This is a genomic window from Saccharothrix sp. 6-C, assembly GCF_016695385.1.
Lineage (GTDB): Bacteria > Actinomycetota > Actinomycetes > Mycobacteriales > Pseudonocardiaceae > Actinosynnema > Actinosynnema texasense.
In genome coordinates, this window is the sequence record NZ_CP064192.1 from 7,958,520 (window position 1) to 7,981,153 (window position 22,634).

The window sequence follows — 22,634 nt, forward strand, 5'->3', positions numbered from 1 at the left end:
GGTCACCCTGCGGTGCGCAGGACACGGCCGCGTGACACCTCCGCGAACGCCCGCCGAACACCTCGCGTCGCCGACGACGTTGGCCCCGGGTTCACCTGGAGTACGTGGCGCGGTCACTCCGTGCGGTGACACTAGGTCGGCATGACCGTCTTGTCGTCCCGGCCCGCGCAGCCCGTCGATCCCGGCCTGGTGTCGATCGCGCTGGAGATAGCGGGCCGACTCGCCAACGACGCGTCGGACGTGATCATGGCGACCGCCGGGCGGGGCGCGCGGCCCGACGACGAGGCATCGCCGTTCGACTGGGTGACCGACACCGATCGGACGTTGGAGCGGCACACGCGGCGGGTGCTGACGGCCGAGTTCCCGCACATCCCGGTGTTCTGCGAGGACAGCGACACCGACGTGGCGAGCGACGCGGAGTTCCGCTGGGTGGTCGACCCGGTCGACGGGACCGCGAACTACGTCGCCGGGGTGCCCTGGTGCGCGTACAGCCTGGCGCTGGTCGACCGGTGGGGTCCGGTCGTCGGCGTGGTCGCGGACCCGTACCGGGCGCAGATCTACGCGGCGGCGCGGGGGCGCGGCATGCGGGCCAACGGCACGCCGGTGCGGCTCGGTGACCAGGCGGTGAGCTCCATCGTGTGCACGGAGATGACGCGGACCGGTCCGTGGCCGGGGATGGGCGGGTTCATCTCCCGGGCCGCGCTGGCGGGCACGGGCGTGCGGGTGCTGGGCTCGAAGGCCCTGGCCGTCGCCCAGGTGGCCCTCGGCCACGCCGCCGCCGCCGTCCTGGACAGCTACCACGAGTGGGACGTGGCGGGTGCGGTCGCCCTGGCCGTCGAGTCGGGCGCCGCCGTGCTGGACCGCAGGGGCGAGGACGACCCGCTGCCGGTGGACGGCCTGCTGGTGGCCGTGCCGGAGGTGGCGGAGGAAGTCCTGGCGTGGTGGCAGGCGGCGTCCACGTCCCGCTAGGCCGTCGAGCGCGGTGACGGCGGCCGGGCTAGCTCTTGCCCAGGTGGGGCAGTTGTTGTTCCAGGACTTCCAGGTGGGTGCGGACCGCGTCCAGGGAGGTCTGGTTCAGCAGTTGGAGGGCCACTCGGCCCACCTCGTCCTCGAACGAGGTGAAGTCGTGCACGGCGGTGTTCAGGCGGGCGGCCACCGGGTGTGCTTGGTCGGCGCCCAGGGCGCGGCCCAGGTCGGCGATCCGGCGCACGTCCGGCAGCTCGGCGGCGAACTGGGCGACGATCCGCTCCAGCCACGCCCGGGCCGGTGACGGCGGCACGGTGGTCACGGCGGCGGCCACGCGGCGCACGGACAGCTCGCAGCGGCCCACCATGGCGGCCCAGCGGTCGTTCACCGGTGGCAGCGGGGGCAGCGGTGGGAGCAGCGTCGGCGGGCGCGGGGGCAGGGCCGGCGGGCGCGAGCGGTGGCGGATGGCTCCCACGACGAGGCCCACCAGCGTGCCCGGCACGCCGCCCATCACCACGCCCATCATCCCGGACGCGATCAGGGTCGCCACGACCGACGTCGCGGTCGCGTCGTCGGGCGACGACAGGACCAAGCCGGACATCAGCAGGGCCGACATCAGCAGCGTGCCGATGACCAGTCCCCAGAGCGCCGAACGTCCCATGCGCCCAATGTGCCAGATCAGGCGTCGTAATCCACGGTAACGGCCGGAGTCACGGCGACCGACTGGCAGGTCAGCACGAAACCGGCCGCCACCTCGCGCGGCTCCAGCGCGTAGTTCCGCCGCATCTCCACCTCACCGGACACGACCAGCGCGCGGCAGGTCCCGCACACACCGCCCTTGCACGCGAACGGCAGGTCGGCGCGCACCCGCTGGGCCGCGTCGAGGATCGGCACGTCCGCCGGCAGCGGCACCTCGGTGCTGCGCCCGTCCAGGATCACGGTGGCCGAAGCGGTGACCGCGGCGGACGTCTCGGCACGGCGCGGCGGGGGCGGCGGCTCGTCCACGTAGAACAGCTCGTGGTGCACGGCGGCGGGCGGGACGCCCAGGGACCCCAGCACGTCCTGCGCGTCCCGCACCATCCCGTACGGCCCGCACAGCCACCACGCGTCGACATCCGCCCACGGCACGACGGTCGAGAACAACGCCCGCAGCTTCGCCGCGTCCAACCGCCCGCTGAACAGCTCGACGTCGCGGGGCTCCCGCGACAGCACGTGCACCAGCTGGAACCGAGCCGCGTAGCGGTCCTTCAGGTCCGCCAGCTCGTCGGCGAACATCACCGTGTCGGCACGCCGGTTCCCGTACAGCATCGTCACCCGGGCCCCGCCGGCCAGCACCGACGCCGCGATCGACAGCGCGGGCGTGATGCCCGACCCGGCGACCACCAGGCCGTGGTGCGCCCCGCCGGACGGCGTGAAGCCACCCAGCGGCGGCAGCACCTCCAGCACGTCGCCGCGCTGGAGCCGGTCCACCAGCAGCGTGGAGAACCGCCCGCCGTCCACCCGCCGCACCCCGATCCGCAGCGGACCGCCGGCGGGCGCGCAGATCGAGTAGGACCGCCGCTCGTCGCCGTCGCGCAGGGTCAGGTACTGCCCCGGCGCGAACGCGAAGTCCGCGGCCAGCGAGGCGGGCACGTCGAACGTCACCGCGACCGCGTCCGAGCACAACCGCTCGACCGACGCGACGGTCAGCTTGTGGAACACCGGCCGCGCCATCAGATCTCCTTCACGTGCTCGAACGGCTCGGCGCAGTCGGCGCACCGGCGCAGCGACTTGCACGCCGTCGACCCGAACCGGGACACCTCCGAGGTCCGCGCCGACCCGCACCGCGGGCACGGCACCCGCTGTGACGGCGGCGTCAGGTTCAGCGGCACCGGGCCGACCGCGCGCGGCCCCAGCCGGGACGGCGGCGCGATGCCCGCCTCCCGCAGCTTGCGCAGGCCGTCCTCGCTGATCCAGTCCGTGGTCCACGCGGGCGACAGCGACAGCCGCACGTCCACCGCCCGGTACCCGGCCGCCAGCAGCGACCGGCGCAGGTCCGCGGCCATCTCGTCGATCGCCGGGCACCCCGAGTAGGTGGGCGTGATCGTCACCGACACCCGCCCGTCCGACTCGGTCACGTCCCGCAGCACGCCGAGGTCGGCCAGCGTCAGCACCGGCAGCTCCGGGTCCCGGACGCGCGCGGCGACCTCCACCGCGGCGCCCGTCCCGGCCGGGGCTACCACGACGCACCCGGCAGCGACCGGTGCAGGTGCTGCATCTCGGCCAGCAGGTAGCCGAACGCCTCGGTGTGCACGCCGTCGCGCCCCGCCAGCCCGTTGACCCGCGCCGCGGGCACGTCCTCGGGCCGCGTCAGCCCCGCCGCCGCGAGCACCGCGTCCAGCACACCGTCCACTTCGGACCGCAGCTCGGCCGGGTCGACCGCGACACCGGCCAACCGCAGCTCCACGGCGTGCGCGGTGAACAGCTCGGCCAGGAACGGCCACACCCGCGCCAGGCCCGCCCGCATCCGCCGGTGCGACTCCTCGGTGCCGTCGCCGAGCCGCACGACCCACTGGGCGGCGTGGTCGCGGTGGTAGGCCAGCTCCTTCAGGCCCTTCGCCGCCACGGCCGCCAGCACCGGGTCCGCGCTGCCGCGCAGCCGCGAGTACTGGGCGAGCTTCCACGACGAGAACACCAGCAGCCGCGCCACGGTGGTGGCGAAGTCGCCGCCCGCGAACGGCCCGCACTCGATCTCGGCCAGGTGCACGTTGCGGAAGTCGCGCTCGTCGCGCAGGTACGCCAGCGCGTCCTCGTCCCGCCCCGCGCCCTCGACCTCGCCCGCCCTGGTCAGCAGCATCCGGGACTGGCCGAGCAGGTCCAGCGCGATGTTGGCCAGCGCGACGTCCTCCTCCAGCTCCGGCGCGCGGGAGCACCACTCGGCCAGCCGCTGCGACATCACCAGCGCGTCGTCGCCGAGCATCAGGCAGTAGGCGGTCAGGTCGGCGCGGTCGACGTCGGGCACCTCGCGGTCCACCCCGGCCAGCGGCTCGGCGAACCCGGTGCCGAACGCCCAGTGCGCGTCCTCGTGGCCGTCGATCAGGGATTCGTAGGCGTTGTCGAAGCTCATAGGTGCGGCACGTCCTCGGGGATCTCGTAGAACGTCGGGTGCCGGTACACCTTGTCCCCGCTGGGCTCGAAGAACGGGTCCTTCTCGTCCGGCGACGACGCGGTGATCGCCGCGGCCGGCACCACCCAGATCGACACGCCTTCGTTGCGCCGGGTGTAGACGTCACGCGCGTTGCGCAGCGCCATCTCGGCGTCCGGCGCGTGCAGCGACCCGACGTGCACGTGGTTCAACCCGCGCTTGCCGCGCACGAAGACTTCCCACAGCGGCCACGACGCGCTCATGCCACACCCTCTTCCCGTGCCGCGTGCTTGGCGGCGTGCGCCTCGGCGGCGGCACGCACCCACTCGCCGTCCTCGTGCGCCTTGCGCCGGTGCTCGACGCGCTGCGCGTTGGTCGGCCCGTTGCCGCCCACGACCTGCCAGAACTCGTCCCAGTCGGGCTGCCCGAAGTCGTGGTGCCCACGCTCGGCGTTCCAGCGCAGCTCCGGGTCGGGCAGCGTCACGCCCAGCTTCTCCGCCTGCGGCACGGTCATGTCGACGAACTTCTGCCGCAGCTCGTCGTTGGTGTTGCGCTTGATCCGCCACTTCATCGACTGCTCGGTGTTGGCCGACTCGGCGTCCGGCGGGCCGAACATCATCAGCGAGGGCCACCACCAGCGGTTCACCGACTCCTGCACCATCGCGCGCTGGGCGTCGGTGCCGGACATCATCGTCATCAGCAGCTCGTAGCCCTGCCGCTGGTGGAAGGACTCCTCCTTGCAGATGCGGATCATCGCCCGCGCGTACGGCCCGTAGGACGTGCGGCACAGCGGCACCTGGTTGCAGATCGCGGCGCCGTCCACGAGCCAGCCGATCACGCCGACGTCGGCGTAGGACAGCGTCGGATAGTTGAAGATCGAGGAGTACTTCTGCCGGCCCGAGATCAGCTTCTCGGTCAGCTCGCCCCGGTCCGCGCCCAGGGTCTCGGTGGCGGCGTACAGGTAGAGCCCGTGCCCGGCCTCGTCCTGGACCTTGGCCAGCAGGATCGCCTTGCGGCGCAGCGACGGCGCGCGGCTGATCCAGTTGCCCTCGGGCTGCATGCCGATGATCTCGGAGTGCGCGTGCTGGGCGATCTGCCGGATCAACGTCTTCCGGTAACCGTCTGGCATCCAGTCGCGCGGTTCGACGCGCTGCCCGGCCGCGACGGTGCGCTCGAACTGTGCCTCCAGCTCCATGAGAGCGATGTTACACCTGGAGGCCGATTTTGGGCAGGACTGTCACAAGGGTGCCGCGGGAGGTGTCACCAGCGGCGGCGCACCCACCAGAGCAGCGGCGCCAGCACCGCCCACACGGCGAGCAGGAACGTGCCGATCGGCAGCAGCGCGAGCACGGCCGTGCGCCCGGCGACCCGCGCCACCTCGGGGTCGGCCGTGTCGTACTCGATGCGCACCAACTGGCCGGGCTCGAGCCCCGCCGGGTACAGCAGGCCCTGCGACGGGCTGTGCACCGCGCCGTCCGGTGTGGCGAAGCGCACCACGGTGCGCTGGAACGAGACGGACACCACCTCGGCGGTCGCCTTGCCCAGCCGCTCCTCGATCATCAGGTCGTCGCGCCAGCACGCCGCGAGCAGGATCACCCCGATCAACGTCACCACCGCGCCCAGCAGCCCCAACGCGCGGCTGACCAGGAGCCGGACCTTGGGGCGGGCGCCTGTTCGCACTGCGTCGTCCACCACAACTGAGGAGTCTAGGGCGGCCTCCGCGCCGGATCTCAGCGATGAGTCCATACCCTCGACGCCGTGACCTCAGCTCCTGCCTCGCGGACCCGACAACGGCTGCGCGTGCACACCAGGCGCGTCGCGGGCGACGACCTGCTGGACAGGCTGCCCGCGCCGACCGGTGCGCTGAGCTGGGTGCGGGACGGAACCGGCCTGGTCGGATGGGGTGAGGCGGCCCGGTTCGAGGTGTCGGGGCCGGACCGGTTCGCCGCCGCCGACCGCTGGTGGCGCGAGTTCACCGACGGCCTCGACGTGGACGACCGGCTCGGCGTGCCCGGCGCCGGCCCGGTGGCGTTCGTCAGCATGGCGTTCTCCGACCGGCCCGGCCACTCGGTGCTCGTGGTGCCGGAGGTCGTGCTCGGGCGCCGCAACGGGCACAGCTGGCTGACCACGATCGGCGACGTCGGCAAGCGGCGGGTCGAGCCGGTGCGCAGGCCGTCCCAGGTGCGCTACAGCGACGGGCAGGTGTCCGTCACCGGGTACCGCGAGGCCGTGCGCGCGGCGGTCGAGCGGATGCGCGCGGGCGAGCTGGAGAAGGTGGTGCTCGCGCACGACCTGCTCGCGGTCGCGGACGTGGACATCGACCACCGGTTCGTGCTCGAAGGCCTCGCCCGGCGCTACCCCGAGTGCTGGGTGTACGCGGTGGACGGCCTGATCGGCGCCACGCCCGAGCTGCTGCTCCGGCGCAGCGGGTCCGTGGTCGACTCGCGGGTGCTGGCGGGCACCACGTGGCCGCACGACGGCATGTCGGACGACGAGCTGGCCGCCGCGCTGCTGTCGTCGGGCAAGAACCGCGACGAGCACGAGTACGCGGTGGCGTCGCTGGTGCAGACGCTGCGGCCCTTCTGCGAGACGATGTCGGTGGAAGGCCCTTCGGTGCTGCGGCTGCCGAACGTCTCGCACCTGTCCAGCGACGTCATCGGCACGCTCAGCGGCACCCCGTCGCTGCTCGCGCTGGGTGCGGCGCTGCACCCCACGGCGGCCGTCGGCGGCACGCCGCGCGCGGACGCCATCGCGATGATCGCGGAGCTGGAGGGCATGGACCGGGGTCGCTACGCGGGCCCGGTCGGCTGGATCGACGGCAACGGCGACGGCGAGCTCGGCATCGCGCTGCGCTGCGCGCAGGTGGACGGCCGCACGGCCCGCCTGTTCGCCGGCTGCGGCCTGGTCGCCGAGTCCGACCCCGACTCCGAGGTCCACGAGGCGCACGCCAAGATGCTGCCCTTCCGGGAAGCCCTCGAAGGCATGTGACGCACGTCACCGGGACGCCCGAGGGCACTTCGGCCAACCGGTACGTGACCACAGCACTGGACGAACCACCGGACCTGCGCGGGCCGGACGTCACGGCCGCGTTCGCCGAGCTGTTCGACGCGCACGCGCGGCGGCTGCGCGGCTACCTGGCGGGCCGGGTCGGCGATGCCGCGGCCGACGACCTCGTCGCCGAGACGTTCCTGGTGGCGTTGAAGCGGCGGAACAGCTACGACCCCGACCGCGCGCCGGTGACGGGCTGGCTCTACGGGATCGCCACCAACCTCGTGCGCGAGCACGTCCGCCGGGAGACCCGCGGCCGACGCGCGGGCCTGCGCGCGGTCGGCCGCCCCGAACCCGACCACGGCGGCGCGGTCGCCGACCGGGTCGACGCGCAGCGGCACGCCGAGCTGCTCGCCGGCGCCCTGGCCGACCTGCGCGACGAGGACCGCGACGCGCTCCTGCTCACGTCGTGGGCCGGGCTGAGCCCGTCCGAGGTGGCCGCCGCGCTCGGCGAGCCCGCCAGCACCGTCCGCTCCCGGCTGCACCGGGTCCGCACCAGGCTCCAAGCCCTGCTCACCGAGGAGAACCGCGATGCGTGAACTCGACGACGCCCTCGACCGCCTGCACCACGACGTCCGCACCGCCGACGTGCCGCTGGACGCGGTGCGCGCCCGCGTCCTGGCCGCCGCGGCGGCGTCCTCGGCCCCGAAGCGCGCGCGCCACGCCCGGTGGCTCGCGCCCGTCGCCGTCGCCGCGGCGGCGGCCCTGATCACGGGTGTGGTCGTGCTCGACGACGGGGCCGGGCAGCAGCCGGCCGTGGCCGGCACGTCCTCCGGGGCGCCTGCCGCCACGACGCCGCCGGCCGTCGAGCTGCTGTCCGCGCGGGAGTACCTGACGCGGGCGGCCGACGCGATCACGGCCGTCGACCAGCCGTTGGCGGCCGGCCAGTACCGCTACATCGCGGCGCACGAGTGGAACAGGCGCGGCATGATGATCGGGACGTCGGTCGACGAGCCGGCCGCCGCGCCCTCCGGCTACGCGTACCTGGTCGAATCGCGCACCGAGACGTGGATCCCGCAGGACGTGACCCGGGAGTGGCTGAACCGGCGCACGCCGCTGGCGGGCGCGAAGTGGCTCGGCGGGACCGTGCCGCAATCCGAGGCGCCGCTGCCCGAGCCCGACGTGACCGCGAAGGGCGAGCGCCGGGGCGCGTGCGGCGACTTCTTCCCCGGGTCCCTGCCGGAGAAGGTGTGCGGCGACCCGGCCGACTGGGACAACCCGGACTTCTACGCGCCGCTCCCCCGCGACCCGCGGGCCCTGCTCCAGTGGCTGCGCGACCTCACGGCGCAGCGCGGCAGCACGCCGACCGTGGTGTTCCACTTCGGCGTGCAGCTCCTGCACACCGGTCTCGTGCCCGCCGACCTGCGCGCCTCGCTCTACCGGGCGCTCGCGCTGCTCGACGGCGTCACGGTGGCCGACGGCAGGGCGAACCTCGACGGCCGGGTCGGCGTCGCCGTCACCATCGAGGACGTGCACGAGCGGCGCGAGCTGATCGTGGACCCCGCCACCGGCGACTTCATCGGCGAGCGCACCGTCGCCGGCCCGCAGCCCCACGAGCCGTACATCGAGCCGGGCACCGTCACCGGCTACAGCGCCATCACCACGAAGGTCGTCGACGGGCTCGGCGAGACCGGCTGAGCCGCGGCGGGCCGCCCTCACCGGAGGGCGGCCCGCCACCGGTCCTCAGTGCCGATGACCCGCGAGCAGCTCGTGCGTCTCCCGGATCTTCTGGTACGACTTCGGTTCGGCCGCGGCCGCCGCCCGCGCCGCGAAGCCGCCCGAACCCGGCGCGGCGGCCGGCTTGACCGGCGTGGACAGCCAGGTCCGGAACAGCTCGTCGAGCTGCTTGCCGGACAGCGCCTCGGCGAAGGCGATGAACTCGTCCGTCGTCGCGTCGCCGTTGCGCTTCGCGGCCGGCCACTCCTGCAGCAGCCGGAAGAACGCCTCGTCGCCGATCTCGGCGCGCAGCGCGTGCACGGTCAGCGCGCCCCGGTCGTACACCGCGCCGTGGAACTGGTTCGCCGCGCCCGGGTCGCCGGGCAGCACCTGCCAGAACTCGTCGTCGGCGGGGTAGGAGGCGTAGACGAAGTCGGCGTTCTCCTGGACCGTGCCCTCGCCGACGTGCTCGGACCACAGCCACTCGGCGTAGCTGGCGAAGCCCTCGTTCAGCCAGATGTCCTTCCAGCCGTGCACGGACACCGAGTCGCCGAACCACTGGTGCGCCATCTCGTGCGTGACGACGTAGGTGTTCGAGCCGCGGCGGAAGAACCCGGCGTCGTAGGTCGGGCGGGTCTGGTTCTCCAGCGCGAAGCCGATGCCCGGCGCGACCACGCCGCCCTGCGCCTCGAACGGGTACGGCCCGAAGTGGCCCTCCAGGAACTCCGTCACCTCGGGCGTGCGCTCGATGCTGGCGACGGAGGCGCCGTAGTCCGCGCCCAGCCGCTCCGAGTAGGCGTTGAGCACCGGCCGGCCGTTCGGCGCGGTCGACTGGCGGATCTCGAACTGGCCGATGGCGATGAACGCCAGGTACGTGGCCTGCGGCTCCAGGCTGCGGTAGCGCCACCGGGTCCAGCCGTTGATCTGCTGGGTCGTGCCGCCGAACAGGCCGCCCGAGAGCACCTCGACGCCGGTGGGCACGGCCACCGAGATGTCGAACCTGGCCTTGTCGGTCGGGTGGTTGTTGCTCGGGAACCACCACGGCGCGATGTCGGGCTGGTCGATCGCCAGCGCGCCGTCCGGCGTCCGCTTCCACGACGTGTAGCCGTCCACGGCGTGCGTGGAGGGCACGTCGGCGTACGTGACGACGACCGTCACGTTGGAGCCCTCGCGCAGCGTGCCGCGCGGGTCGACCACGAGCTCACCGCCGGACTGGGAGAACGCGGCGACCTTGTTGTTCACCCGGACCGAACTGACCTTCAGCAGGAAGTCGAGGTTGAACCGGCTCAGGTCCTGGGTGGTCTTGGCCAGGATCGTCGTGGTGCCGGACAGGGTGTCGTCGGCCGGCTGGTAGTTGAGCCTGATGTCGTAATGGGAGACGTCGTACCCGCCGTTGCCCGCATTCGGGTAGTACGGGTCGCCGATGCCAGGTGCTCCCGGTTGGGCCGCCGTCGCCGTGCCGGCGAGCAGGAGCAGGGACGCCGCGGTGGCGGTACCGAGGGTCAGCTTCGCTCTCAGGGACATGCGGCGAAGCTAGTCGCGGCCACCGGCGGTCTGTACCCCCGTCGGTAGGATTCCCCCTAGTGGAACGCGGTTGACACGGCGGTTTTCAAACGGGCGTGCAAATCGCGCAATTCGTCTCGTTTCGCCCGGATTTCCACCACCCGGATTCCGCTCGGCCGGTCGAGCGCCCGGTTCAGCTCTTCCGGTGTCGTGGCCCGCGTGTGCGGCACGTGGTGCGCCGCGCACAGCGACTCCAGGTCGACGCCGTGCGGCGTGCCGAAAACGCGTTCGAAGGTCCGCTCGTGCTCCTTCGCGCCCTGCTCCAGCAACGCGAAGATGCCGCCGCCGTCGTCGTTGAGCACGACGACCGTCAGGTCGGGTCTCGGCTCGTCCGGGCCGATGAGCAGGCCGTTCGCGTCGTGCAGGAACGTCAGGTCGCCGATCAGGGCGTAGGTCGGGCCCCGGGTGAGCGCGATGCCCGCGGCGGTGGAGACGCTGCCGTCGATGCCGGCCACGCCCCGGTTGGCGTAGGTGCGCACGTCGCGGCGCGGCGCGGCGACCAGGTCGACGTCGCGGACCGGGTTGGACGAGCCGAGGAACAGGTTCGCGCCCGGCGGCAGCGCGGCGACCAGGTCGCGGGCCACGTGCAGGCCGGTGGGCCACGGCTGCTCCGCCAGCAGGCCGTCCACCACGTCGGCGACCGCCTTGTCCGCGTGCTGCCAGGCGGTGAGCCAGTCGTCGTCCACGTCGTGCTCGCCCAGGACCAGGTCGGTCGACGTGTGCGTGGCGGCGAACCGCGGGTCCGGCCAGTCGAGCTCGTCGGACAGCACGTGCACGACGGGGGTCCGCGCGATGAGGTTGAGCACCCCCCGGGAGAGGGTGGCGCGGCCGACCACGACCACGGCCCGCGGCCGGAGGTGCTCGGGCAGCTCGCCCGCGTTGAGCAGGAGCGTGCCGTGGCGCAGGCCGTGGCCGGTGGGTTCGGCGACGACCGGCCAGCCGGCGCGGTCGGCCAGGTCGGACAGGTCGTGCCCGGTGTCGCCGACGATCACCAGGGTGCGCGGGCCGAGGTGGTCGGCGGCGTGCGTCGAGGTGGTCGTGCGGCGGGCCGCGCGGGTCCACGGCATGTCGAACGGGCGGCCGTCCAGGCTCTCCGGCCAGTCGGCGGCGGCGTCCGGCACGAGGGGTTCGCGGAACGGGACGTTGACGTGCACCGGGCCCTGGTCCCGCGCGGTGGCGACGGCGCGGCACACCAGCGAGCGCCACAGGCCGTTCTGGTCGTCGCGGCGTTCGGCGATGGGGAACTGGAGCGTGTCCAGGCCGAAGACGCGCTGCTGGTCCACGGTCTGGCTGGCGCCCGTGCGGTAGAGCTCGACCGGCCGGTCCGCGGTGAGCGCGATGACCGGCACGCCCGAGTGCCTGGCCTCCAGCACGGCGGGGTGCAGGTTCGCCACGGCGGTGCCGGAGGTGCAGGTGACGGCGGTGACCTCGCCGCTGCCCCTGGCCAAGCCCAGGGCGAGGAAGCCCGCGGTGCGCTCGTCCACGCGCACGTGCAGGGTGAGCCGGCCGGCCGCGGCTGCCTCGTGCAGGGCGAACGACAGCGGCGCGTTGCGCGATCCGGGGCTCAGCACGACGTGTCGGACGTCGTTGCGGATCAGCTCGTCGACGAGCACCCTGGCCTGCGCGGTGGACGGGTTCACCCGCACATTGTCGCTCAGCCCGCGACCAGGTGATCCCACGCGCTGAGCCGGGCCGGTCCCGCTCCCGGCCGCCACGCGGGCCTATTGTCCCTGCCGTGGCAGATCAGGACGTTTCCGAGCTGTTCGACGCCGCCCGCTGGAAGCGGGTCGAGGGCTTCGACTTCACCGACATCACCTACCACCGCGCGGTCGACCAGGGCACGGTGCGCATCGCGTTCGACCGGCCCGAGGTGCGCAACGCGTTCCGGCCGCACACGGTCGACGAGCTGTACCGCGCGCTGGACCACGCCCGGATGAGCTCGGACGTCGGGTGCGTCCTGCTCACCGGCAACGGCCCGTCGCCGCGCGACGGCGGCTGGGCGTTCTGCTCGGGCGGCGACCAGCGCATCCGCGGGCGCAGCGGCTACCGGTACGCGTCGGGCGAGACAGCGGAGACCATCGACCCGGCGCGGGCGGGCAGGCTGCACATCCTGGAGTGCCAGCGCCTGATCCGGTTCATGCCGAAGGTCGTCATCGCGGTCGTGCCCGGGTGGGCGGCCGGCGGCGGGCACAGCCTGCACGTGGTGTGCGACCTCACGCTGGCCAGCGCCGAGCACGCCAGGTTCAAGCAGACCGACGCCGACGTCGGCAGCTTCGACGGCGGCTACGGCTCGGCGTACCTGGCGCGGCAGGTCGGCCAGAAGTTCGCCCGCGAGATCTTCTTCCTCGGCCGGGCCTACGGCGCCGAGGAGATGCGGCAGATGGGCGCGGTGAACGCGGTCGTGCCGCACGCCGAGCTGGAGTCGACGGCGCTGGAGTGGGCGAAGGAGATCAACGGCAAGTCGCCGACGGCGCAGCGGATGCTGAAGTACGCGTTCAACCTGATCGACGACGGCCTGGTCGGGCAGCAGATCTTCGCGGGCGAGACCACGCGCCTGGCGTACATGACCGACGAGGCGGTGGAGGGCCGGGACGCCTTCCTGGAGAAGCGCCCGCCGGACTGGTCCGACTACCCCTACTTCTACTGATGGCCACCCTCGATGAGCTGCGCGCCGCCCTGTCAGGCGGCGACGCGGTGCGGGCACAGCCCGGCGACCTGCCGCCGTTGCGCGGCTGGGAGGCCGGGGCGGCGCTCGCGGTCACGACGTCCGGCTCCACGGGCGAGCCGAAGACCGTGCTGCTCGGCGCGGACGCGCTCACCACGTCCGCCGAGCTGACCCACGCCCGCCTCGGCGGCCCCGGCCGGTGGCTGCTCGCCCTGCCGACCACGCACATCGCGGGCATCCAGGTGCTGGTGCGGTCGGTCGTGGCGGGCGTCGAGCCGGGCGTGATGGATCTGGAGCCCGGGTTCCGCGCCGCCGACTTCGCCGTCGCCGCCCGGCCGGTGCTGGCCACGCCGGGACGCCACTACACCGCGCTCGTGCCCACCCAGCTGGCCCGCCTGGTCGCCACCGAGGGCCCGGGGCTGGCCGCCGCCCGGCAGTTCGACGCCGTGCTGATCGGCGGCGCGGCCACCCCGCCCAGCCTGCTGGAGCGGTCGCGGCGGCTCGGCGTCCGGGTGGTCACCACGTACGGGATGAGCGAGACGTCCGGCGGGTGCGTCTACGACGGGCTGCCGCTGGACGGCGTGCGCGTGCGGCTGGTCGGCGGCCGGATCGAGGTCGGCGGCCCGGTGCTGGCGCTGGGCTACCAGGGCGGCGAGCCGTTCGGCGAGTGGTTCCGCACCGGCGACCTCGGCCGCGTCCGCCCCGACGGCACGGTGGAGGTGCTCGGCCGAGCCGACGACGTGATCATCAGCGGTGGCGAGAACATCGCGCTGACCAGGGTCGAACGGGTGCTGGCCGCCCAACCTGGCGTGCGGGAGGCGTGCGTGGTGGGCCTGCCCGACCCCGAGTGGGGTCAAGTGGTGGCCGCGGCCGTGGTGCCGGAAGATCCGGGTGACCCGCCCGACGCGGACGAGCTGTGCGCGGCGGTCGGCGACGTGGTGGGGCGGTTCGCCATGCCGAAGCGGGTCGCGTTCGTGGCGGAACTGCCGTTGCGCGGGCCCGGCAAGGTGGATCGGAAGGCGGTCGCTAGCTCGTTTGGGTGAGTTTCTGTCTTAATAGCAAGATTGTTGGTTGACAGGTAACCACACCAGGCGATTGGCTCGGCAGCGCCGAGGCGCGCGGCCCTGCCGCGGTCACCACCGCACCGCGCGCCCGGACGAGGAGTGCTGCGATGACCAGGCGCTACCTGATACCGCTCGCCGTCGCCACCGTCCTGACCGCCGGTCTGGCGGCGCCCGCCGCCGCCGAGACCGACCGCGAGTGGACGGCCGACCTCTCCACCGTGAACGCCGACGACAACGGCGTCACCGCGCACCGCGGCGCGGTGCGGCTCGACCGCGCCGCGCCGACGCCCGCCAGCGCGCGGGCCGCCGTCCGCACCGGGTTCCTGCACCTCGACCCGCGGACGTTCGACGCGCCGGTCAACGCCGTCGCCGCGACCGTGCGGAGCAGCGTCCCCGCCGGCGCGGAAGTCGCCGTGGACGTGCGCGGCGCGGTGGGCGACGAGCAGTGGACCGAGTGGGTCGAGACGCGCCCCGACGCGCCCGCCGTGCTGCCCACCGAGGTCACCACCGTGCAGGTCCGGTTGGCGTTGACGGCCGAGAAGGCGTCGCCCGAGGTGAGCCGGGTGGACCTCCGGGCGTTCACCGCGGTCGCCACGTCGGACGTCGGCGCGCAGGCCGCGGGCCTGTCCTACCGGGTCTACGCGACCCGTGAGGGCCTGGTCGGCGGCACCACCGCGAACGGGCACGTGATCGTCAGCCGCGACCACTTCGTCGCCCTGCCGTCCCGGCGCGGCCTGTCCGCCAAGGGCACCGGCACGTACAGCGTGCGGGTGTGCGCGTCGAACGGCCGGTGCGAGTGGGCCCCGGTGTGGGACGTCGGCCCGTGGAACACCAAGGACGACTACTGGAACCCGTCGTCCACCCGGGAGATGTGGAAGGACCTGCCCCAGGGCAAGCCCGAGGCGCAGGCCGCCTACCAGGACGGCTACAACGGCGGCAAGGACCAGTTCGGCCGCGCCGTGGCCAACCCGGCGGGCATCGACCTGGCCGACGGCACGTTCTGGGACGGCCTGAAGCTGACCGACAACTCGTGGGTCACGGTCACCTACCAGTGGACCGGATCGGGTCCGGCCGGCTTCGTGCGCACCGCGGGCGACCCGCTGAACGTGCGCAGCGGCGCGACCTCGACCGCCTCCCAGGTCGGCCTGGCCGCGAACTACGCGCAGGTGCGGGTCGAGTGCCAGGTGACGGGCCAGTCGGTGACGGGCTCGCAGGGCACGTCGAACATCTGGTTCCGGATCGCGTCGGGCAAGTTCATCGCCCGCGCGTACGTGTCGGGCGTGTCGGGCGCCACTGCCTGCTGATCACGCGGCCACCCGGGAGCGGGTCCCCGTTCACCATGTCGGAGGATGTCCGACATGGCCACAGTCGCCCAGTGGGTATCGGGGACCCGCCCCCGCACGCTGCCGAACTCGATCGCGCCGGTGCTGGTCGGCGCGGGCGCCGCGCACCACATCGACGGCTTCGACCCGACCCGGGCGGCGCTGGCGCTCGTGGTGGCGGTGGCGTTGCAGGTCGGCGTGAACTACGCCAACGACTACTCCGACGGCATCCGGGGGACGGACGCGCACCGCGTCGGCCCGTTCCGGCTGGTCGGCTCGGGTGCGGCCGACCCGCGGGCGGTGCGCGCGGCGGCGTTCGCGTCGCTGGGCGTGGCCGCGGTGGCGGGCTTGGCGCTGGTGGTGCTGTCGGGCCGGTACTGGATGGTGGCGTTCGGCGCGGTGTGCATCGCGGCGGCGTGGTTCTACACCGGTGGCCGCAAGCCGTACGGGTACTCGGGCCTGGGCGAGCTGGCCGTGTTCCTGTTCTTCGGGCCGGCGGCGGTGCTCGGCACGTTGTACGTGCAGACCGGGGAGGTCACCGGCATCGGCATCGGCGGCGCGGTCGCGATGGGCGCGTTCTCGACCGGTGTGATGATCGCGAACAGCCTGCGCGACATCCCGACCGACGTCCAGGCGGGCAAGCGGACCCTGGCCTCCACCCTGGGCGACCGCGACGCCCGCCGGCTGTACCTGGCCCTGGTCTCGATCCCGTTCCTGATCACGCTGGCGATCGGCCTGCGCGTGCCGCCGGCCCTGATCGGCTTCCTGGCCCTGCCGCTCGCCGTGCTCGGCGCGCGTCGGGTGCTGAACGGCAGCAAGGGCCGCGACCTGATCCCCGTGCTGCGCGACACGGGCCTGGCCATGCTCGTCTGGGGCATCGCCGTGCCGGTGGCGCTGGTGCTGGACTGACCGCCGGCCGGGAGTCCCGACGCGGACCGGTGACCGGCTACCAGGCGTCCTCGGTGAACGACATCGGCTCGTCGTCGTCACGCGGTTCGGGTTCGGGCGGGACGACGCGCGGCTCCTCGCCGCGGCACAAGGCGGCCAGGGCCTCGCGGTCCGCCTCCAGCGCCGCCTTCACGCCCCGGTCCTCGGCGGCCTCGCCCATGAGGACCTGCCGCCAGCTCAGGTAGCCGCCCGCGATCCGCCGCTGCAACGCCCGCAGTTCCGGCGTCGCCGCGTTCGACTTCGCGTACTGCATCACCCGCCGCACGTCGTCGGCCGACGGCTCGCGCTGCGGGTACCGCAGCTTCGCCGCCTCGCGCATCGCCTTGTCGGCATCGGCGACCGACCTGGCCAGCACGTCCTCCGCCGTGAGCACCTCCGCCGTCCGCCACCCGATCACCGCACACCCCTTCCGACGCGCCGATCCACGCTGCGACGCACGGCACGCGCCGCGCGTTCCCACGAAAGCGAGAATCAGCGGTCCCACGTGCCGGTCGAGCGGAACCTCGCCAGCGTGGCCAGGTGCGGTTCGAGGTCCATGCCCTGCGCGGCGACCCACTCGTCGTCGTAGTAGGTGTTGGCGTAACGCTCGCCGCCGTCGCACAGCAACGTCACCACGCTCCCGCGCAGCCGCGACGCCCGCAGCTCCGCGATCAGCTGGAACGCGCCCCACAGGTTCGTGCCGGTCGACCCGCCGACCCGCCGCCCCAGCACCTCCTCGACGTGCCGGATCGTCGCCAGCGACGCCGCGTCCGGCACCTTGATCATCCGGTCGATCACGTCGCCGATGAACGACGGCTCCACGCGCGGGCGGCCGATGCCCTCGATGCGCGAGCCCCGGGTGCCGGTCAACGACGGGTTCCCGTCGCACCACGCGTCGAAGAACACCGAGTGCTCCGGGTCCACCACGGCCAGCCGGGTCCGCAGCTTCCGGTAGTGGATGTAGCGGCCGATGGTGGCGCTCGTGCCGCCGGTGCCCGCGCCCACCACGATCCACTCCGGCTCGGGCGCGGCCTCCAGCTCCATCTGCTGGAACACCGACTCGGCGATGTTGTTGTTGCCGCGCCAGTCCGTCGCCCGCTCGGCGTGCGTGAACTGGTCCATGAAGTGCCCGTCCAGCTCGGCCGCGAGCCGCCGCGACTCGTCGTAGATCGCGCCCGGCTCGTCCACGAAGTGGCACCGACCGCCCTGGCGCTCGATCAGCGCCACCTTCTCGCGGCTGGTGGACCGGGGCATCACCGCGATGAACGGCAACCCGAGCAGCCGCGCGAAGTACGCCTCCGACACGGCGGTCGAACCGGACGACGCCTCGATCACGGGCGTGCCGCCGACCACCCAGCCGTTGCAGATGGCGTACAGGAACAGCGATCGGGCGAGCCGGTGCTTGAGCGAGCCGGTGGGGTGGGTCGACTCGTCCTTCAAGTACAGGTCGATCCCCCACTCCGGTGGGAGGGGGAAGCGCAGCAGGTGCGTGTCGGCGCTGCGGTTGGCGTCCGCTTCGATGATGCGGACGGCCTCGCACACCCATTCCCTGGTCCGGGAGCTACATCGATCTACCGAAGTCGTCACGCCGGCACGATAACTTCTGCGACGTGAACCCACTTCGGATCGGCTCACTCCGCGGCAGCCTCCTCGCCGGCGCCGTGGGCGACGCGCTCGGCGGTGCGATCGAGTTCGACCGGATCGACCGCATCCGCAGCCGGTTCGGCCCCTCGGGTCTGACCGACTACGCGCCCGCCTACGGCCGGCTCGGCGCGATCACCGACGACACCCAGATGACCCTGTTCACGCTGGAAGGCCTGCTGCTGGCCCGCAAGCGCGGCAGCGACCCGGCGCACGAGGTGCGCGTGGCGTACGCGCGGTGGCTGCGCACGCAGGGCGGCCCGGAGGTCGGACCGGACGGGTGGCTGCTGGACGTGCCCGAGCTGCACGACCAGCGCGCCCCCGGCGCCACCTGCCTGACCGCGTTGCGCTCGGGCGCGCTCGGCACGGTGGACTCGCCGATCAACGACTCCAAGGGCTGCGGCGCGGTGATGCGCGCGGCGCCGGTGGCGCTGTGGTCCGACGACGTGCGCGAGGTGTTCGACCTGGCCGCCGCGACCGGCGCGCTGACCCACGGCCACCCCAGCGGCTACCTGTCCGCGGGCGTGCTGGCCGTGCTGGTGCAGCAGGTGCTGGCGGGCGTGCCGCTGCCGGCCGCGATCGAGGTGGCCCGCGCCGAGCTGGTCCGGTGGGACGGGCACGAGGAGCAGCTGGCCCTGCTGGACCTCGCCGTCGAGCTGGGTGTCGGCGGCGTGCGCCCGACGCCCGAGGTGATCGAGACGACGTTGGGCGGCGGGTGGGTCGGCGAGGAGGCGTTGGCGATCGCGGTGCTGACCGCGCTGGCCGCGCGCGACCTGGCGGACGGGCTGCTGCTCGCGGTCAACCACTCCGGGGACAGCGACTCGACCGGCGCGCTGTGCGGGAACCTGCTCGGCGCGCGGGACGGGGTGGAGGCCGTCCCGGCGCACTGGTTGGAGGCGCTGGAGCTGCGGGACGTGATCGAGCGCCTGGTCGACGACGCGGAGGCCACGTTCGCGGGCTGAGGCGCTGGACAGGCCTTAATCTACATAGGTAGTCTTGTGTCGTGGAACCGCTCGGACGCCTCGGAGGGGCCACGGTCGACGTGCTGGGAGTGCTCCTGGAGAGCGACCAGCCGCGCTGGGGCCTGGAGATCATCAAGCTGACCGGGCGCCCGTCCGGCAGCGTCTACCCGCTGCTCGACCGCCTGGAACGGGCCGGGTGGGTCACCTCGTCCTGGGACGACGACAGCGAACGCCGCGGACCCCGTCGGCGGATGTACGTGCTCACGCCCGGAGGCGCCCTGGAGGCGGCCAAGGCGTGCGCGAAGGCCGGCGGTCGGACGAAGGCCAGGCCCGCCACCCGACCGGAGGTCGCCCGATGAGCAGACTCACCACCCGACTCGCCCTGGCCGCGGTGCGGGTCGCCGCGCTGCGGCTGCGGCGCGAGCAGCGGGACCGCTACCTGGAGCAGTGGCGCGCCGACGTGGCGGGCGCGGGCGAGCTGGGCCTGAGCCCGCTCGGCGTGGCGGTGGGCGCGCTGCGCATCGCGAGCCGGGAGCGCGAGCCGCTGATGCTGCCGATCGGCCCGCTGGCGCTGGCCCTGCGGCTGCGCGAGAGCACGAACATCGGCGCGGTGCTGGCCGTGATGGTGCTGGCCAACCTCGGCGGGGCGATCCTGCTGGTGATGTGAGGGACTAGGCGGTGTCGCCGCGCAACTGCGCGCGCAGCTTCTCGCGCTCGGCGCGCCGCACGGCCTGCTTCTCCTCGAGCCCCTGCGCGACCCGCTTGCGCAGCCCGCCGAACACGAACAGCGACAGCGGCAGCGCCACCACCACGCCGACGGCGAGGGCGACCAGCAGCGGCACGTTGGCGAGCACGAGCAGCGCGGTGACCGCGGCGACCATGCCCAGGCGCGCGCCGATGTAGAGCGTCACATCACGACCCAGGTGCACGGTTACCCAGGCTACGCGTCGCCCGGGGGACCGGCCGCCGCGGTGTTCGGACGGCCCTCGAACCGGGTGGACAGCACGACGGTGGTGCGCGTGCGCGCGACGCCCTGGATGCGCCGCAACCGGCCCAGCGAGCGCTCCAGGTCGTCCACCGTGGCGACCCGGACCTTCACGATGAACGACTCGTCGCCCGCCACCCGGTAGCACGACTCGACCTCGACCAGCTCGGCCAGCGCGACGGCCAGCTCGTCGTCGTCCGCGGTGTCGGTGGGGTGGATGCTGACCAGCGCGGTCACGCCCAGGCCCACGGCGCTCGGGTCGACCACGGCGTGGTAGCCGACGATCACCCCCGTGGCTTCCAGCTTGCCGACCCGCTCGTGCACGGCGGAGGCCGAGAGGCCCACCTTGCGCCCCAGGTCGGCGTAGGTGGCCCGGCCGTTCTCCCGGAGGGCGGCGATGATCTGACGATCAAGAGCGTCCACCGGGCACAGCGTAGGCCCACCGCCCCCGATGTCCGAACCGCGCGCTTCGTCCCTTACTACCTCTTTACCATCACCCAAGCGTTCGAGTACCCGATGGGTGAGGTGCCACGATGCGTCCGGTACGTCTGTTCGCCATCGGGGAGGATGCCGTGACGTTGACGCAGGGACACCAGGGGGAGCGCCTGCTCACGCCGGGCGAGGTCGCGAGCCTGTTCCGGGTCGACCCGAAGACGGTCACCCGGTGGGCCACCGCCGGCCGGATCGGCTCGATCCGCACGCCGGGCGGTCACCGGAGGTTCCGCGAGTCCGAGGTCCAGCAGCTGTTGTCCCAGCTGACCACCGAGGCGACCGAGCCCGTCCGCCACTGACCGCGTCACCTCCGCGGCACGGGTAATGTCGTGGCAAAGGAGGTGGCGACCATGCTCTACCTGCTCGCGGTGATCGGTGCGCTCACCATCGCCGTGCTGCTGTGGCGTGCGTTCGGACCGAACCGGGTCGATACCGCCCCCAGTCGTCGGATCGTGGCGCCGGACGACGACCCGGACTTCCTGCGCAAGCTCGGTGAGCAGCGCAAGAAGAAGCCGGACGACGAGGAGTGACAACGGCGGGGCCTCGCACGGAGGCCCCCTCGTCGTGACCCGACCGGCCCGCCGGCCCGCGGGTCAGTTGTTCGGGAAGTCGTCGGCCACGGTGGCGGCGAGCTCCAGCAGCGCGAGCCGGGTGTCCGGGGCGAGCTTGTCCAGCTCGATCTCCGCGCCCTCTTCCAGGTGCGTGTCGAACGGGATCCTCACCACGGCGCGGCAGCGCTGGGCGAAGTGCGCGGCCAGCTTGTCGAGGTCGACCTTGCCCGAGCCCGGCCGCACCGAGTTGATCACCGCGACGGACTTCGCGACCAGGTCGCGGTAGCCGTGGGCGTCCAGCCAGTCCAGCGTCGCCGCCGAGGTCTGCGCGCCGTCCACCGAGCCGGACGAGACGAGCACCAGCGAGTCGGCCTGGTCGAGCACGCCCTTCATGGCCGAGTGCATCAGGCCGGTGCCGCAGTCGGTGAGCACGATGTTGTAGAAGAGCTCCAGCAGCCCCATCGTGCGCAGGTAGTCGAGGTCGCTGAACGCCTCGGAGACGGCCGGGTCCTGTTCGGACGCCAGCACCTCCAGGCGGCTGGGCGACTGCGAGGTGTACGCGCGCACGTCGCTGTACCGGGTGATCTTCGAGGCGTCGCGCAGCAGGTGCCGCACGGTCGCCGTGGTCTCCCTGGGCACCTTCAGCGCCAGCGTGCCGCGGTCGGGGTTGGCGTCCACCGCGATGACCCGGTCGCCGCGCAGCGAGGAGAACGTCGAGCCGAGCGTGGTCGTCGTCGTGGTCTTGCCGACGCCGCCCTTGAGGCTCAGCATGGCGATCTTGTAGCACCCGCGCAGCGGCTGGTTGATCCGGCCGATCAGCTCGCGCCTGCGGATGTCCGCGGGGCTCTCGCCGAGGTTGACCAGGCCGCCGGTGACCGAGTGCACGGTCTTGCGCCAGCCGGACTGCGGCGGGCGCTTCGCGCGCTTGATCAGCTGCTGCGAGGACACGTCGCTGGCGTTGGCGGGCCGCTGCGGCTGCTGCTGCTGGGGCTGCACGCTCTGCGGGAAGTTGTTGGGGAACCCGCCCTGGTACTGGTGCGGGCCCGACTGCTGCGGTCCCGGCTGGTGCGGGCCCGACTGCCCCGGGCCGGGGTACGGACCGGACTGGCCGCCCGACACCTGGTAGGCGCCCGACTGGCCGCCCGACACCTGGTACGCGCCCGACTGGCCGCCGGGGACCTGGTACGCGCCGGACTGGCCGCCGGGAACCTGGTACGCGCCCGACTGGCCACCGGGAACCTGGTACGCGCCCGACTGGCCACCGGAGACCTGGTACGGCCCGGACTGCTGCCCCTGCACCGGGTACGGCCCCGACTGCTGGCCCTGCACGGGGTACGGGCCGGACTGCTGGCCCTGCGCCGGGAACCCGCCCGACGGGGGCCCGGTCACCGGGCCGGACTGCGCCGGGTCCAGGTACACGGTCTGGGGGTCGACGTAGTGGGCACCCGATCCCGGCTCGACCTGGTAGCCACCCGACTGGTTCGGGTTGGGCTGCTGCCCTTCCGCTCCGGCCGGCTGCTGCCACGACGGCTCAGGATTCTCGTAGCGACCGGTCACCGCTGGGGTCCTCCCTGAGCGAAGCGGATCGAGACTTCCCCGACCCCACGCGTCCGACGGTAGTCGGCGACCAGTGGTTCCACGACACTGGGTGTTCGCTCGCCCGAGCCT

27 protein-coding genes are annotated in these 22,634 nt (G+C 73.3%); 13 read left to right on the forward strand and 14 right to left on the reverse strand.

Annotation, left to right across the window (positions count from 1 at the left end; all coding sequences use genetic code 11):
• Positions 1-141 precede the first annotated feature (141 nt).
• Positions 142-969, forward strand: coding sequence for an inositol monophosphatase family protein (locus tag IOD16_RS34375; protein ID WP_123745196.1), 828 nt, complete (start codon positions 142-144; stop codon positions 967-969).
• A gap of 28 nt (positions 970-997) precedes the next feature.
• Here the strand turns inward: IOD16_RS34375 and IOD16_RS34380 are convergent, their stop codons facing one another.
• The 7 genes from IOD16_RS34380 to IOD16_RS34410 all read right to left on the reverse strand — a co-directional run bounded on the left by IOD16_RS34380 (position 998) and on the right by IOD16_RS34410 (position 5,836).
• Positions 998-1,627, reverse strand: coding sequence for a hypothetical protein (locus IOD16_RS34380; protein WP_201437751.1), 630 nt, complete (start codon positions 1,625-1,627; stop codon positions 998-1,000).
• A gap of 17 nt (positions 1,628-1,644) precedes the next feature.
• A complete protein-coding gene (gene paaE / locus IOD16_RS34385; RefSeq protein ID WP_201437752.1) occupies positions 1,645-2,679 on the reverse strand; it encodes a 1,2-phenylacetyl-CoA epoxidase subunit PaaE in 1,035 nt (344 codons plus the stop codon).
• Complete coding sequence (gene paaD / locus IOD16_RS34390) at positions 2,679-3,188, reverse strand: 1,2-phenylacetyl-CoA epoxidase subunit PaaD (protein ID WP_201437753.1); 510 nt, start codon at positions 3,186-3,188, stop codon at positions 2,679-2,681. Before paaD ends, paaE begins: the two co-directional genes overlap by 1 nt.
• On the reverse strand, positions 3,182-4,072 hold the full coding sequence (paaC, locus tag IOD16_RS34395) for a 1,2-phenylacetyl-CoA epoxidase subunit PaaC (protein ID WP_201437754.1): 891 nt from the start codon (positions 4,070-4,072) through the stop codon (positions 3,182-3,184). The genes paaD and paaC overlap by 7 nt, the downstream gene beginning before the upstream one ends.
• Positions 4,069-4,353, reverse strand: a complete 285-nt coding sequence (gene paaB / locus IOD16_RS34400) for a 1,2-phenylacetyl-CoA epoxidase subunit PaaB (protein ID WP_201437755.1) — start codon at positions 4,351-4,353, stop codon at positions 4,069-4,071. Before paaB ends, paaC begins: the two co-directional genes overlap by 4 nt.
• Positions 4,350-5,285 (reverse strand): 1,2-phenylacetyl-CoA epoxidase subunit PaaA, encoded by a 936-nt coding sequence (gene paaA, locus IOD16_RS34405; RefSeq protein WP_201437756.1) that lies wholly within the window; start codon positions 5,283-5,285, stop codon positions 4,350-4,352. The genes paaB and paaA overlap by 4 nt, the downstream gene beginning before the upstream one ends.
• 65 nt (positions 5,286-5,350) lie before the next feature.
• A complete protein-coding gene (locus IOD16_RS34410; protein WP_123745190.1) occupies positions 5,351-5,836 on the reverse strand; it encodes a DUF3592 domain-containing protein in 486 nt (161 codons plus the stop codon).
• Between the two features lie 12 nt (positions 5,837-5,848).
• Here IOD16_RS34410 and IOD16_RS34415 point away from each other — a divergent pair, with 12 nt between their 5' ends.
• The 3 genes from IOD16_RS34415 to IOD16_RS34425 are packed head-to-tail and all read left to right on the forward strand — an operon-like array spanning position 5,849 to position 8,776.
• A complete protein-coding gene (locus tag IOD16_RS34415; RefSeq protein WP_201437757.1) occupies positions 5,849-7,078 on the forward strand; it encodes an isochorismate synthase in 1,230 nt (409 codons plus the stop codon).
• A 44-nt stretch (positions 7,079-7,122) separates the two neighbouring features.
• Positions 7,123-7,677: an RNA polymerase sigma factor gene (locus tag IOD16_RS34420; protein ID WP_236594550.1), complete on the forward strand. Its 555-nt coding sequence runs from the start codon at positions 7,123-7,125 to the stop codon at positions 7,675-7,677.
• Entirely contained in the window at positions 7,670-8,776 is a 1,107-nt protein-coding gene (locus IOD16_RS34425; RefSeq protein WP_201437759.1) for a CU044_5270 family protein, read from the forward strand. The genes IOD16_RS34420 and IOD16_RS34425 overlap by 8 nt, the downstream gene beginning before the upstream one ends.
• Positions 8,777-8,821: 45 nt before the next feature.
• Here IOD16_RS34425 and IOD16_RS34430 read toward each other — a convergent pair whose 3' ends face one another.
• Entirely contained in the window at positions 8,822-10,318 is a 1,497-nt protein-coding gene (locus IOD16_RS34430; RefSeq protein ID WP_201437760.1) for a M1 family metallopeptidase, read from the reverse strand.
• 56 nt (positions 10,319-10,374) lie between these two features.
• Complete coding sequence (gene menD / locus IOD16_RS34435) at positions 10,375-11,997, reverse strand: 2-succinyl-5-enolpyruvyl-6-hydroxy-3-cyclohexene-1-carboxylic-acid synthase (RefSeq protein ID WP_201437761.1); 1,623 nt, start codon at positions 11,995-11,997, stop codon at positions 10,375-10,377.
• Between the two features lie 95 nt (positions 11,998-12,092).
• On the opposite strand from menD, the gene IOD16_RS34440 reads away from it, so the two are divergent.
• From IOD16_RS34440 to IOD16_RS34455, 4 genes are all read left to right on the forward strand, one after another.
• Positions 12,093-13,004, forward strand: coding sequence for a 1,4-dihydroxy-2-naphthoyl-CoA synthase (locus IOD16_RS34440; RefSeq protein WP_201437762.1), 912 nt, complete (start codon positions 12,093-12,095; stop codon positions 13,002-13,004).
• Positions 13,004-14,065: an o-succinylbenzoate--CoA ligase gene (menE, locus tag IOD16_RS34445; RefSeq protein ID WP_201437763.1), complete on the forward strand. Its 1,062-nt coding sequence runs from the start codon at positions 13,004-13,006 to the stop codon at positions 14,063-14,065. Before IOD16_RS34440 ends, menE begins: the two co-directional genes overlap by 1 nt.
• A gap of 128 nt (positions 14,066-14,193) precedes the next feature.
• Positions 14,194-15,390, forward strand: a complete 1,197-nt coding sequence (locus IOD16_RS34450) for a hypothetical protein (RefSeq protein ID WP_201437764.1) — start codon at positions 14,194-14,196, stop codon at positions 15,388-15,390.
• A gap of 54 nt (positions 15,391-15,444) precedes the next feature.
• Positions 15,445-16,317: a 1,4-dihydroxy-2-naphthoate polyprenyltransferase gene (locus tag IOD16_RS34455; RefSeq protein ID WP_201437765.1), complete on the forward strand. Its 873-nt coding sequence runs from the start codon at positions 15,445-15,447 to the stop codon at positions 16,315-16,317.
• A gap of 37 nt (positions 16,318-16,354) precedes the next feature.
• Here the strand turns inward: IOD16_RS34455 and IOD16_RS34460 are convergent, their stop codons facing one another.
• Complete coding sequence (locus tag IOD16_RS34460) at positions 16,355-16,753, reverse strand: hypothetical protein (protein ID WP_123745180.1); 399 nt, start codon at positions 16,751-16,753, stop codon at positions 16,355-16,357.
• A gap of 74 nt (positions 16,754-16,827) precedes the next feature.
• Positions 16,828-17,877 carry a PLP-dependent cysteine synthase family protein gene (locus IOD16_RS34465; RefSeq protein WP_268957655.1) on the reverse strand — a complete coding sequence of 350 codons (1,050 nt, stop codon included), beginning with the start codon at positions 17,875-17,877 and terminating at the stop codon, positions 16,828-16,830.
• A 68-nt stretch (positions 17,878-17,945) separates the two neighbouring features.
• Between IOD16_RS34465 and IOD16_RS34470 the strand changes: the two genes are divergently transcribed.
• The 3 genes from IOD16_RS34470 to IOD16_RS34480 are packed head-to-tail and all read left to right on the forward strand — an operon-like array spanning position 17,946 to position 19,605.
• The gene (locus tag IOD16_RS34470) at positions 17,946-18,938 is read left to right on the forward strand and encodes an ADP-ribosylglycohydrolase family protein (protein WP_236594551.1); all 993 of its coding nucleotides are present in this window, start codon (positions 17,946-17,948) and stop codon (positions 18,936-18,938) included.
• Between the two features lie 41 nt (positions 18,939-18,979).
• The gene (locus tag IOD16_RS34475) at positions 18,980-19,297 is read left to right on the forward strand and encodes a PadR family transcriptional regulator (protein WP_201437766.1); all 318 of its coding nucleotides are present in this window, start codon (positions 18,980-18,982) and stop codon (positions 19,295-19,297) included.
• Complete coding sequence (locus IOD16_RS34480; RefSeq protein WP_201437767.1) at positions 19,294-19,605, forward strand: hypothetical protein; 312 nt, start codon at positions 19,294-19,296, stop codon at positions 19,603-19,605. The genes IOD16_RS34475 and IOD16_RS34480 overlap by 4 nt, the downstream gene beginning before the upstream one ends.
• 4 nt (positions 19,606-19,609) lie before the next feature.
• Here IOD16_RS34480 and IOD16_RS34485 read toward each other — a convergent pair whose 3' ends face one another.
• Positions 19,610-19,867 (reverse strand): DUF4229 domain-containing protein, encoded by a 258-nt coding sequence (locus IOD16_RS34485; RefSeq protein WP_268957656.1) that lies wholly within the window; start codon positions 19,865-19,867, stop codon positions 19,610-19,612.
• Between the two features lie 11 nt (positions 19,868-19,878).
• The gene (locus IOD16_RS34490; protein WP_123745175.1) at positions 19,879-20,346 is read right to left on the reverse strand and encodes an Lrp/AsnC family transcriptional regulator; all 468 of its coding nucleotides are present in this window, start codon (positions 20,344-20,346) and stop codon (positions 19,879-19,881) included.
• Positions 20,347-20,456: 110 nt separating this feature from the next.
• On the opposite strand from IOD16_RS34490, the gene IOD16_RS34495 reads away from it, so the two are divergent.
• Both IOD16_RS34495 and IOD16_RS34500 read left to right on the forward strand, forming a co-directional pair.
• Positions 20,457-20,714: a BldC family transcriptional regulator gene (locus tag IOD16_RS34495; RefSeq protein ID WP_236594552.1), complete on the forward strand. Its 258-nt coding sequence runs from the start codon at positions 20,457-20,459 to the stop codon at positions 20,712-20,714.
• A 51-nt stretch (positions 20,715-20,765) separates the two neighbouring features.
• Positions 20,766-20,945, forward strand: a complete 180-nt coding sequence (locus IOD16_RS34500) for a hypothetical protein (protein WP_053715371.1) — start codon at positions 20,766-20,768, stop codon at positions 20,943-20,945.
• A gap of 63 nt (positions 20,946-21,008) precedes the next feature.
• On the opposite strand, the gene IOD16_RS34505 is transcribed toward IOD16_RS34500, so the two are convergent.
• Positions 21,009-22,523: a nucleotide-binding protein gene (locus tag IOD16_RS34505; protein ID WP_201437768.1), complete on the reverse strand. Its 1,515-nt coding sequence runs from the start codon at positions 22,521-22,523 to the stop codon at positions 21,009-21,011.
• Between the last annotated feature and the right edge of the window lie 111 nt (positions 22,524-22,634).

Bases quoted from the DNA above. Each gene is read 5' to 3' on its own strand.
- paaA (WP_201437756.1), bottom strand. From the start codon at position 5,285: ATGGAGCTGGAGGCACAGTTCGAGCGCACCGTCGCGGCCGGGCAGCGC.
- IOD16_RS34380 (WP_201437751.1), bottom strand. From the start codon at position 1,627: ATGGGACGTTCGGCGCTCTGGGGACTGGTCATCGGCACGCTGCTGATG.
- IOD16_RS34430 (WP_201437760.1), bottom strand. From the start codon at position 10,318: ATGTCCCTGAGAGCGAAGCTGACCCTCGGTACCGCCACCGCGGCGTCC.
- IOD16_RS34500 (WP_053715371.1), top strand. From the start codon at position 20,766: ATGCTCTACCTGCTCGCGGTGATCGGTGCGCTCACCATCGCCGTGCTG.
- IOD16_RS34455 (WP_201437765.1), top strand. From the start codon at position 15,445: ATGGCCACAGTCGCCCAGTGGGTATCGGGGACCCGCCCCCGCACGCTG.
- IOD16_RS34450 (WP_201437764.1), top strand. From the start codon at position 14,194: ATGACCAGGCGCTACCTGATACCGCTCGCCGTCGCCACCGTCCTGACC.
- IOD16_RS34425 (WP_201437759.1), top strand. From the start codon at position 7,670: ATGCGTGAACTCGACGACGCCCTCGACCGCCTGCACCACGACGTCCGC.
- IOD16_RS34410 (WP_123745190.1), bottom strand. From the start codon at position 5,836: ATGGACTCATCGCTGAGATCCGGCGCGGAGGCCGCCCTAGACTCCTCA.
- menE (WP_201437763.1), top strand. From the start codon at position 13,004: ATGGCCACCCTCGATGAGCTGCGCGCCGCCCTGTCAGGCGGCGACGCG.
- paaE (WP_201437752.1), bottom strand. From the start codon at position 2,679: ATGGCGCGGCCGGTGTTCCACAAGCTGACCGTCGCGTCGGTCGAGCGG.
- paaB (WP_201437755.1), bottom strand. From the start codon at position 4,353: ATGAGCGCGTCGTGGCCGCTGTGGGAAGTCTTCGTGCGCGGCAAGCGC.
- IOD16_RS34375 (WP_123745196.1), top strand. From the start codon at position 142: ATGACCGTCTTGTCGTCCCGGCCCGCGCAGCCCGTCGATCCCGGCCTG.
- IOD16_RS34480 (WP_201437767.1), top strand. From the start codon at position 19,294: ATGAGCAGACTCACCACCCGACTCGCCCTGGCCGCGGTGCGGGTCGCC.
- paaC (WP_201437754.1), bottom strand. From the start codon at position 4,072: ATGAGCTTCGACAACGCCTACGAATCCCTGATCGACGGCCACGAGGAC.
- IOD16_RS34495 (WP_236594552.1), top strand. From the start codon at position 20,457: ATGCGTCCGGTACGTCTGTTCGCCATCGGGGAGGATGCCGTGACGTTG.